A 10999-nucleotide genomic window follows, 5' to 3' on the forward strand; every position below is an offset into this window, starting at 1 on the left:
CCTCCTAGGTATGTTTTTGTCGATAAAAACATTGTACCGTAAAAGGAGCTTTATATGGCCTTTTATCTTTTACACAATTATATGGACTTTATCAATAATAGTTAGCCCTAATATTTACATAAAATAAAGACACAAGACTTTATTTTAATCAAAGTCTTGTGTCTTTATTTTTAAATAATTTGGACTTAATTTTTATTAATATTAAGAGTGACAAATTTATTAGTCGTTAATTTATCTTGCTTGCTGGCCTCCGTAACTTCATCTAATTCAACATATTTATATTTCTGCAGTTCCTCTGGTACAGTTACACTTTTATCCATATATGGATTGAAAATTCTTATAATATATGAATTGTTTTCACGAGAGGCTTTTATAGCGCTAACTCCTATGTGATCATCATTAAAACTAAAAGTACTCTTTTCCAATGGTAAATATTTCTTTTCTCTTTTCTGACTAAAGATCATTCGCCCATTTAAAAATTCAGAATTTTGATATGTGGGAATATCGGTTAAATATCGTTTTGCAACTCTAGATAGATTTATATCATTAATTGATTTTCTAGAGTTGACATACACCCCAAAGTCACAAGAAATATGACCAAGTAACTGTGCGTCAGGAGTTTTGACAATACTTTCTCCCGATGAACGCCCAGGTCTATAAGCCAAGTCATTTTTCCCCATGTATCCAAAGGTTCTAAATAATGTAAGTTGAATAATCTCATGATTTTTTCCAACTACTTCATATTCTCGTACTCCATCAGTGATAACGGAGAAAGATCTGTCTTTTGAAGACAAAGCTACATAACTTTGCATAGGTTCTATAGCAATTGGTTTTTCTTGCCACTTTTCTTCTTCCCATACCATTTCTTCTTTAAGTTTAACTGGTCTTTTAATTGGTCCAAATAAATGATCTGCATACGAAAATGAACTTGCAATATCAGTGTCAAATTGAACTGATAATTTGTGGCTCAATACATTATTATTAACTGTAACATTAAAGTCAATTGTTTCTGATTCTTTATCTAAATTAACGTTCACATTAATTGTTAATTCTCTTGAGGTTATCCCTTGAGCTCTTTCTGATAAGTCGTAAGGAACCATCATGTTAAGTGAAAATGTAAGTTTTTCACTTATATTACTTTTGTATGTTTTTGAATCAATTCTGTTTGAGTCTAAAGATGTTAGCTGTAAATCCTTTATCGGAGGTGAATAATTATAGGAATCTCCGTCATCACCAGACTCAACAAATATCATTTGTTGATCATATATTTTTCCGGTATGTTTATCAGTGATTTTTAGGCTATTATTAGAGTTTAAGCTAATCATATATTTGGAATTTTCAATTGATTGATCGGGTGAGGTCTCATATCTATTATAATTAGAAGCCTTTTTATTGGGATCAATATAGAATGATGTATACCCCAACCCTGGTATATTTTTCATCATTGTTTTTAGTTTAACTTTGAAAACTTTATCAGGAATATAGATATCTTTGCTAGGATTAACTTGAATTGTTTGTTTGAGTACATATTCTGTCAATTCTTCAGAATGTGTAAGCACATATGGATATTCTTCATTAGTTTTAGATGAGTGTAAAGAAAAATCAAGGTTAGGTACGTAAGCTTCAATTTCTACTACACCTTCATATTCATTTGGCCAGGTATTAAACGCAATTATATTTAAATCTGTATTGAACTTTATTTTGTTTGATATTGTACGCATTGTAATTTCAAGTAGATTTAAAGCCAAATCTTGGGCCACTTTATAGCGATGTAGTATATCTTTATTTGTAGAATCGCTATTACATCCCCCAATACTATCATGAGCAGCATTTTCAAACATTAGTTTCCAGATTTCATCTAATTGAGAATGAGGATATTCTAGCCCTAAACTATCTCCAATAACTAATACTGGTTCTAATACATTGACTAAAAAGTTTTCAACTTTATTGTTTAATTGCTTCATATCTGCACGAGTAGAAAAAATCGTTTTGTGTATTCGGCTATGTTTAGCCTGCGTCAATTCTCCGCTATATACACTTAGTTCACCATGATTTTCATCAATCATTTCATCAAAAAAGATTTCTGGATCGCTCATTAAATAATTTCTGTTAGAGTCAATATTATTAAAATCATTAATTAGCTTAGGAAGGTTTTCTCTTATTGGAGCCTGGTCATGTCCATAAGCAAAATAAATATGATTAGTATTTGACTCCTTATCTAGTTTCTCGATAAAGTCTTCTATATATCTCGTTTTGTCCCTATCGTGTTCAGGTATCCCATGTTCACCACCAAAATGATATCCATTTCGCATTATATTTGCGACTACAGATGAACCATCGGTTCCCTCCCAAATAAACTGTGTATCATTAAAGGTGCTGTCCGCCACACCTCTCCAAAAGACAGCAGTATCTATACCAAAACTATTATAGATTTGTGGCATATTTCCTCCTTGTCCAAAAGCATCAGGAACATACCCTACGTTAAATGAATGACCAATTTCCTTCGCCTTATTTGTCCCGTATAATAAATTCCTGACTATTGATTCTTGAGAGATTACTAGTTGATCTGTTTGAGTGTACCATGGTCCCACATACAGTCTTTTATTCTTTACTAAAGACTGTATTCTTGATAAATCCTCTGGATAATATTTCAAGTAATCTTCAACTAGAGAAATTTGAGCATCTAAAATATATGATGTGTAATTATCATCATTTTCAAGAACATCTAACACTTCTTTAATATGTTTTAACAGATAGATCGTGGATCTAGAAGTGTTAAAATACCATTCTCTATCCCAATGTGTATGTGGGATTACATGAACTTTTTTCTTATTAATGATAATCTCTCCTTTAAACTTCTGACTTTGCTGTTTGTTTGCGTTTCATTGATTTTAAAGCATTAACCATTAGGGCTATAGTAAATCCTCCTGCAAGAATTGCAATTAAATACCCTATAATATTGTCAGTAAATGGTATTGCCATAAACGTAGCTAGCATAGTTGAGTGAGTAGCTCCAAATAATCCATTTACACCAGCTCCTACAGCAGTCCCGACTACAATACTCGGAATAACTCTTGCTGGATCGGCTACAGCAAAAGGTATGGTTCCTTCTGTGATACCGACTATTCCCATTATTAAAGCTGTTTTACCATTTTCAATTTCTTCTTTTGAATATAATTTTTTATTTAAAACTGTTGCTAGCCACATACCAAAATTAGGTAATCCGATTCCCATCAGCATAGCTGTACTTGCTACATAGCTTCCTGAGGTAAAGGACGCTACGCCGAAGGCGTATGCTATTTTATTAATTGGTCCGCCCATATCGACAGCCATCATACCACCAAGTAAAGCAGATAATAATACAGCATTAGTTCCTGACATTCCTTCTAACCAAGCAGTTAATAACTCAGTTAATCCTGCAATCGGAGGACCTATAATATACCACATGGCTAATCCGACAACTGCTGTAGCCACAAATGGAATAATGATAATTGCTTTTAAAGATTGAAGCGTTGCTGGGAAACTTACTTTTTTTAGTGCTTGAACAAGATATCCTACTGCTAGACCTGTAATCATACCTCCTAAAAATCCAGTTCCCATAGTATTAGCAATAATACCTGTAATAAAGGCCGGGGCTAACCCTGGACGGTCTGCAATGGAGTATGCAATATAAGCTGATATCATAGGAACAATAAATTGTAATCCTGAATGACCTATTAGTCTTAAAACTCCCCAAAAAGTTTCAGTCTGGTCCCAAACATCGGATCCTCCAAAAACTACAGCGATAGAAGTCAAAAGACCTGCTGCGGTTACCAGTGGAATAATATAAGATACTCCACTTTGAAAGTGCTTTACTATTTCTTTACCAGTATTTCTACTACTCATTTTAAAAACTCCTTTTTAGATTAGTTTTTCAGCACGATTAAGTACATCTTCTATATTTTTTATTGCTTCTTTGGTACCTACCTCTAATACAGGCTTTCCTGAAAATCTATCTCTTTCAGAAACGTTAGTATCTACTGCAAATATAGCTACATCAGCATTTTTAGCTTCTTCTTCACTTATTTTATTTTCTATTCCCATAGCCCCTTGAGTCTCTACTTTAATATCATACCCTCTTTTACTCGCTTCTTTTTCTAACTTGGTTTTAGCCATATAAGTGTGAGCTAACCCCGCAATACATGCGCTTACTGCAACTATTTTCATCTTTTTCCTCCTAATTGATTTTATTAACTATTTTAAACAATTGATCTTTGCTCTCTGCTTTTTTAAACTCTTTAACAAAGTCATCGTCCATTAGATGACTTGATAGATTTGCTAACACCTGTAGGTGTTTATTCCCTTTATCTCTATCTTCGATGGCTAACATAAATACATATTTAACCTCATCATTGCCCTCACCGCCCCACTTGATTTTATTTTTTAATACTGCTAATGCAATTGATGAATGTAATACACTTTCACTTTTTCCATGAGGTATAGCTAGCTCGTTTCCTATGCTAGTGGATATGTCATTTTCACGCTCTATAACAGCATTATTAAATTCCTCTTTACTATTAATAACATGGTTCTCATACAGCAAATCACTTAATGTACTGATTACCTCTCTATAATCTTTTACATCTAAATCAAATAAAATATTATCTTTTTCTATTGATACTTTTTCATTCTGCATAGTCATACCTCTTTCGTTATAATTCTAATAAATTCATCGTAATCATTTGCTGCTGATAATTTTGAAAGCAATTCTTTTGAATCGATGATTTCGTTAAACACTTTATAAACATCATTAATATTATTTTTTATATCTTGATTAATTAAGAACAAGAAGACTATATTTACTTTCTCATTTCCCCAAAGTACGCCTTCTTTATTAATGTACACATATATCGCAGGTTTTTTTATATATTTTATTTCTGCATGAGGCATTGCAAAGAGTCCCATTGAAGTTGACGATAATTTTTCTCTATTCATAATACTTTGATACACACCTGTACTTGTATAGTTGTTATCATTTGTTTTTTTTACTAGTTTTTTTATTACTTCTTCTTGAGTTAGTTCATACTCATCAATATCAAATAAGTTATTAGAGAGTAATCTTAAAAAATGTTTTTTGTGGCTATTTTGACTAATGATAAGGTTTCCAATACTCTCGATATCTTCGTTTGTCAATAACGGGCTGACATAGACTACATTTTTTTGATTTGATCTTATCGGTACAGTGGTTATTATCAATTGATCTTTTATATTCATATTATTCAGTTTATTTATACCAATCACATCAACTATATTAATTTTTTCCTTAAAGACATTTTTTAATCTTTGTTCTAATAACTTTGATGTTCCATAGCCACTACTACAAACTAAAATAACATCATTGTTATTAGAGTTTTTTCTTCTTTCGAAAAATGATTGAATATGTATCGCTATATACGCTATTTCATCTTCATCAAAGCTTATATTCATTTTGCTTTCCAAGGTTGCGACAATTTGTTTGCTAGTTTCAAATGATTGGATAAATTGTGTTTTGATTAAATGTAAATATGGATTACGAATACTCATATTGTTTTTCAACCTATTGATCGCACTTTTTAAATGTATTGATAGATCATCAATTAATTCATTATCTGGATAAATATCTGATAATATCATTTTTGTTACTTCTCTATATTCATTCAGTTGGGTACTTTTATCGTATTCTCTTTTATTCTCATATTCGCTTTTATTGTAGTTATTTTGTTGAATTAGTTTTATATAAAAATCGATATTCTCTTTTTCGTTTTGTGGCAGTTTAATATCAAATATAGTTTCTATTTTATATATCAACATTTGTGTGTTAGGTTCCAGTTCAGTCTCTAATGCATCAGGAGAAACAATAAAATCTTTTTTTATTCTATCCAACATGATACTAATGTGTATTGTTATAGAATTAAATTCATATTCTGTAAGATATAAGTTAGTTTCGGCTATAAATTCACTAACTATATCAACCACATCATTTACAATGTTAAAATTAATAAATTTTTTTACATCATTTGAAAAGTTTAGAGATATTTGGAATTTTTCTTTATGATTTTCTAATGCTACTAATTTACTTTTATAGGAATTAATTACATCAGCTATCAACTGTCTCTTGTGCCTTTCATTTACATTAAGACGAATACCATTCTTAGATCCAATAAGTTCAATATTATATTCTTCAAGTAATTTTCGGACATTCTCTAACACATTTTCTATTGTAGTTCTACTGACATATAGAGCGTTCGCTAACTGTTGTATTTTTATATATCCTTTTGCGTCTAATAATATTGATAGTACTTGTACTATTCTTTGATCTTTTGTTTCGTTAATCTCATATTCTAGTCTTTCTAAGATATTTTCTGCTTCTTCTGAATTTCCTTTAATTGATAATCCAATCCTGGCTTTATAAGAAATTTCTATATTTATATTCTTCTCAACAAAAAAGTCGTTAGCTTCATCAATTTTTTTGTTGATTTTATATCTTGACCAACCTAAAATTTTCATTACTTCATTATGCTTTATATACTCATTTTTATAGATGAGATTTATTAAGCTTAGATGACTATTATTCATATGATTTCCTCCTAAGCATATATTCATTATAGAAGATGTTTTTCATTGCTAAAACGTTTTCTTTTTTTACTTGATTTCAAAAAATATGGGTACATATATACTCTATAAGGGATTTATTCATTTTTCCGTTTGTTTAAATAACGGTATATAGTTGCTCGACTAACTCCTGTTAAGTGAACTACTTCGTTAATACTAAATTCTTTACTATCATATAGTTTCAATGCTTTTTTTATTTTATAATCACTAACTCTAGGACGACCGCCTTTTCTTCCCCTTTCGCGGGCACTTTTTAAACCTTCTTTTGTTCTTTCGACTATTAAGTCACGTTCAAACTGACTGAACGCTTGAAAAACAGTCAACATTAATTTTCCGTGTGGAGTTGTTGTATCAAAGTCTTCTTTTAGACTTATTAATTGCACATTTTTTCCTTCAAAAAAGTTGACTAAATCAATTAAGTCTTTAGTACTTCGACCCAGTCTTGAAAAACTTTCAATCACAACAGTATCTCCAGGTCTAACTTTATCTTTTAATCTTTCCAATTGCGGTCTATCAGATTTAGTACCAGTTATTTTTTCTGTTATTATTTCATTACATTTCTTCTTTTCAAGTAAATCAGTTTGTCTATTTAAATCTTGTTTTTTTGTGCTTACTCTCGCATACCCATAAATGTAATTATTCATACTATCACCTCATAATTTAAATTTAACGTCAGTATATCATAAACGTGCCTTTATGATATTTTGATAATGAGACGGGTTTTGAAACAATAAAGAACCCCTTATTAATATAAATAAGGGGTTCTTTATTGAGTCTCAAAAACAATGGTTTTTGAGCTGATTAAATATTATTTATGTCCGGTTCTAAATAAATTAAACACATAAAATTAAAAAAACAGAGGTAAAGCAATTTTTTCATTTTGCTTAACTTCTGTTTTATTTTATTATTTTATAAATTTAATCATCAAATAATTTAAGGTTCATTTGTTTCTTAGTTTCTATATCCAGGTTCTCACTATGGTTATCTACTGGTATAGATTTATTAAAACGTTCTTTCGCGAATTCAAAAAAATCTTTATTCATTTCGGTTCCTATAAATTTACGATTTAGTCTGTGTGCGACAATCCAGGTAGTTCCGGTTCCCATGAAAGGATCAAAGACAACTCCGTTTTCAGGCGATCCAGATTTAATACATTTTTCAACAAGTTCTTCAGGGAATGTCGCAGTATGGCTGCCACTAAGTGGTTGAGTATTTATATCCCAAACATCTCCCGGGTTTTTGGGTTTTCCATTAGCACCCATCACTTTAACAGCATCTAAATCAAAATAATATTTTTTTGATTTAACGAAATGAAAAATATGTTCATAAGTATTGTTAAATCGATCTTTAACGCTTGCAGGTATTCTATTAGGCTTTCTCCAAATAATATCATCGCGAAGTATCCATCCTCTTTGTTGCATCTCAATAGCAAATCTAGAAGGAATTAAAAGTAGCTGTTTATTTTGATAAAGTTTTCCATCTTGTTTGATTTTGGGTTGTAATGGCTTTGTAGTAAAAAACTTTTCTTTCCTATTTCTTTGGTGTTGAGTAATATTACCTTCTTTATCTACATATTTTTTCCAAGCACCAGCACCAGACCCGAAAAAAGTATCTCCCATATTAATAAACATATTACCATCTTTTTTCAAAAGCGGTTCAAAAGCATCAAAAAAATCTGCTAAAGTTTTTACAAATAAATCAGGAGTTTCCTCACTTCCAAGCTCTCCGCTCCCATTGTAAATTCTTTTCGCCCAATATGGTGGAGACGTTACAATTAGATCGATACTATTTTGGGGTAATTTATTGGGTATTTCTAAACAGTTTATGTTCTCCACTATATCTCTTTCAATATCCATTTTTTCAATCTCCTTTTTTATATCACTACATTCACTTTCTTATAAGAGATAACATCATTAGCTAATTAACATATATTAAAAACAAATATTATTTTATCCTATTACGTGATCCTTACTGTTAGATCTGATCACTTATTTATTAAAATATCTATTCGCATTAAACCAATCTTTCCTGAATATAATTATAACATCTAAAGATGACATGTAAATGAATTCTCATGCTTTCCATTAAAAAAAGATGACAATAGTCCGTGGACTAGGAGTCACTATTGAAGGAGTATAGACTTATTATACAAGGAGGGTAAACAATGAAACTTGAACAGGCCTTTGGTAGTGTTCTGAGAAAAAAGAGATTAGAAAAAAATTATACACAAGAAGCCCTGGCCCATTCATGTAAGGTAGATAGAACATTTATTGGCTTGTTAGAACGTAGCAAAAGACAACCTACTATAACAACAATATTCAAATTGTGTAAAGCTTTAGATGTAAAACCTAGTGAAATATTTATAGAAATTGAATCAATGGTGGACTTATAAGAATTGAAAGGAGTTTTTTTCATATGACAATGTCAATTGGCCCAGAAGAAGCAAGATTTTTTAATGATTTAAATAGTATTCTTTCAATGGGGTGGATAGAAAATACGAGAGTGGGCAATCATGGTTCTGTAGGGAATATGCTAGAGGACATATTGGGAATTCCAGAAAATAATTTACCCCTACCAGATATATCCAGATGGGAGCTCAAAAGTAATAAAACCAACTCAAACGCTTTAACAACTTTGTTTCATACTGAACCATATCCTAGATCAGCGCGTTTTGTTCCCCAAATACTACTCCCTAAATATGGTTGGAGACATTCAGAAGCAGGCAGGAAGTATTCAGAAACAGAGATGAGCTTTAGACAAACTATAAATAGCGTTAGTAGAAGCGATAGAGGTTTTAAAGTAGATATAGATAGAACAAATGAAAAAGTACTTATATCATTCGATAGCAACTATATAGATAAAGAACGACATCAAGATTGGTATGATTTTGTGAAACATGGAGTAGGACTCGATGAGTTAACACCGCAACCGTCATGGAGCTTTGATACGCTATTTTCAATAACTAGAAATAAACTATCAAATTGCTGCTATGCACATGCAACTACCAAGGTAGAAAATGGTATAGAGTATTGTAAATATGATTTATTTGAATTTTTTATGGGCTTTAGTGAAGATGAATTCATTAATGGTCTGGAAGAAGGATACATATATGTTGATTTTGATGCCAGAACTGGCCATAATCACGGTACTAAGTTTAGAATTAGAAAAAATAAATTATTATCGCTATATGAAAAAGAAGTTAAGTTAATTTAATAACAAAAAGACTAAATCGAGTATTTATTTCGGTTAGTCTTTTTGTTTTTTTTGTAACTATTTATAAAAGATTAACTCATTTGACTTGACCAAAATATAATTGTTTTTTTATGCTCATAAATAAATATGATTTAGGATCTCTAATTTTATTGTATTTATCTGAACGTATTTTTAAAAGAACATTATAAATAGTACGGGTTAAATCTTTTTTTAATTCTTCAGAATAGTCCAAAACTTCGTATAGAGCTAATTTGATATTATTACCAGTTTCATTATCAGCCGATTTTATTGCATAATCGAGTGTTTGAATAAACTGATTAAATAAATCAAAGTCACCTTTAGAATAATTTTTCAAGACGTTGAGAAGATTCTCTCCATACTTTTGTTTTAACTCCTGCTGTTGGATATATTGATCGATTAAAATCGGATCATTATCTTCGTTCTTTTCTTTTAAAAGAGAACTCAAATCAATTTGAGTTAATTGATCCTGTGTATCTTTATTATCTTTAAAATCTTTTATGACTTTAACATTTGCTGAAAATATCCAAGATGTTGCCTATGCTGATAACGAGTTTAAAAATTTTATGAAGCGATTCAATTATAAATATAACCGAAAAAGCCATTTTTTAGCTGTGCGCGAGTTTCAAAAGCGTGGTGCCATACATTATCATCTGCTGATCGACTGGAAGTATCCAGAAACCCTCGAAAAAGAGTCGCTCCGTGCTCTCGAAAGAGAGTTGGGAGCTAATACCTGGAGACATGGGTTCGTCAATATAAAGCCCTTAAAAGGCCAAAAAAAGGGAGATAAGTCCGTTGACAATGTCGGGGCTTATCTCGTCAAGTATATGACCAAAGATCTCTATGAGCGTAGATTAAGTCATAATAAAATGTATTTATGTAGTCGGGGACTTCACAGGCCTAAAGTCTACATACAAGATGAAGCTTTAAAAATATTGGAAAATGGTTATGCATATTATAATAAAGTATTTCATAACGAGTATTATAGCGATTATTTAGGTTTAATTAAGTATTCTGAATATAATAAAAAAAGATGCAATAATAGAGTCAAGTCCATAATCTTGTGTAAAATACTATACAATGCTTTTACCTTTCTTAACCAACTCTTTGAGCTGATTTTATTAACAGAAAAATCTTA

General features: G+C 30.8%; 11 protein-coding genes. 3 read left to right on the plus strand and 8 right to left on the minus strand.

Annotation, left to right across the window (positions count from 1 at the left end):
* Positions 1 to 185 precede the first annotated feature (185 nt).
* From BMX83_RS09520 to BMX83_RS09550, 7 genes are all read right to left on the minus strand, one after another.
* Positions 186 to 2843, minus strand: a complete 2658-nt coding sequence (locus BMX83_RS09520) for a glycoside hydrolase family 38 N-terminal domain-containing protein (RefSeq protein WP_342707567.1) — start codon at positions 2841 to 2843, stop codon at positions 186 to 188.
* A 7-nt stretch (positions 2844 to 2850) separates the two neighbouring features.
* Positions 2851 to 3885: a PTS fructose transporter subunit IIC gene (locus BMX83_RS09525; protein ID WP_091636450.1), complete on the minus strand. Its 1035-nt coding sequence runs from the start codon at positions 3883 to 3885 to the stop codon at positions 2851 to 2853.
* 15 nt (positions 3886 to 3900) lie between these two features.
* Entirely contained in the window at positions 3901 to 4206 is a 306-nt protein-coding gene (locus BMX83_RS09530) for a PTS fructose transporter subunit IIB (protein WP_091636451.1), read from the minus strand.
* Positions 4207 to 4216: 10 nt separating this feature from the next.
* The gene (locus tag BMX83_RS09535) at positions 4217 to 4675 is read right to left on the minus strand and encodes a PTS sugar transporter subunit IIA (RefSeq protein ID WP_218141946.1); all 459 of its coding nucleotides are present in this window, start codon (positions 4673 to 4675) and stop codon (positions 4217 to 4219) included.
* Positions 4676 to 4677: 2 nt separating this feature from the next.
* A complete protein-coding gene (locus BMX83_RS09540; protein WP_177170568.1) occupies positions 4678 to 6594 on the minus strand; it encodes a BglG family transcription antiterminator in 1917 nt (638 codons plus the stop codon).
* 113 nt (positions 6595 to 6707) lie between these two features.
* Complete coding sequence (locus BMX83_RS09545) at positions 6708 to 7274, minus strand: recombinase family protein (protein ID WP_091636457.1); 567 nt, start codon at positions 7272 to 7274, stop codon at positions 6708 to 6710.
* 273 nt (positions 7275 to 7547) lie between these two features.
* Positions 7548 to 8486: a DNA-methyltransferase gene (locus tag BMX83_RS09550; protein ID WP_091636458.1), complete on the minus strand. Its 939-nt coding sequence runs from the start codon at positions 8484 to 8486 to the stop codon at positions 7548 to 7550.
* A 308-nt stretch (positions 8487 to 8794) separates the two neighbouring features.
* Between BMX83_RS09550 and BMX83_RS09555 the strand changes: the two genes are divergently transcribed.
* Both BMX83_RS09555 and BMX83_RS09560 read left to right on the plus strand, forming a co-directional pair.
* A complete protein-coding gene (locus BMX83_RS09555; RefSeq protein ID WP_091636461.1) occupies positions 8795 to 9022 on the plus strand; it encodes a helix-turn-helix domain-containing protein in 228 nt (75 codons plus the stop codon).
* Between the two features lie 23 nt (positions 9023 to 9045).
* Complete coding sequence (locus BMX83_RS09560; RefSeq protein ID WP_218141947.1) at positions 9046 to 9843, plus strand: MvaI/BcnI family restriction endonuclease; 798 nt, start codon at positions 9046 to 9048, stop codon at positions 9841 to 9843.
* A gap of 76 nt (positions 9844 to 9919) precedes the next feature.
* Here BMX83_RS09560 and BMX83_RS09565 read toward each other — a convergent pair whose 3' ends face one another.
* Positions 9920 to 10309 carry a hypothetical protein gene (locus BMX83_RS09565; protein ID WP_091636464.1) on the minus strand — a complete coding sequence of 130 codons (390 nt, stop codon included), beginning with the start codon at positions 10307 to 10309 and terminating at the stop codon, positions 9920 to 9922.
* Positions 10310 to 10361: 52 nt separating this feature from the next.
* On the opposite strand from BMX83_RS09565, the gene BMX83_RS09570 reads away from it, so the two are divergent.
* On the plus strand, positions 10362 to 10999 hold a 638-nt coding region (locus BMX83_RS09570), incomplete at its 3' end, for a rolling circle replication-associated protein (protein ID WP_091636466.1).

It is taken from the genome of Alkalibacterium gilvum (genome assembly GCF_900109085.1).
GTDB classification, from domain to species: Bacteria; Bacillota; Bacilli; order Lactobacillales; family Carnobacteriaceae_A; genus Alkalibacterium; species Alkalibacterium gilvum.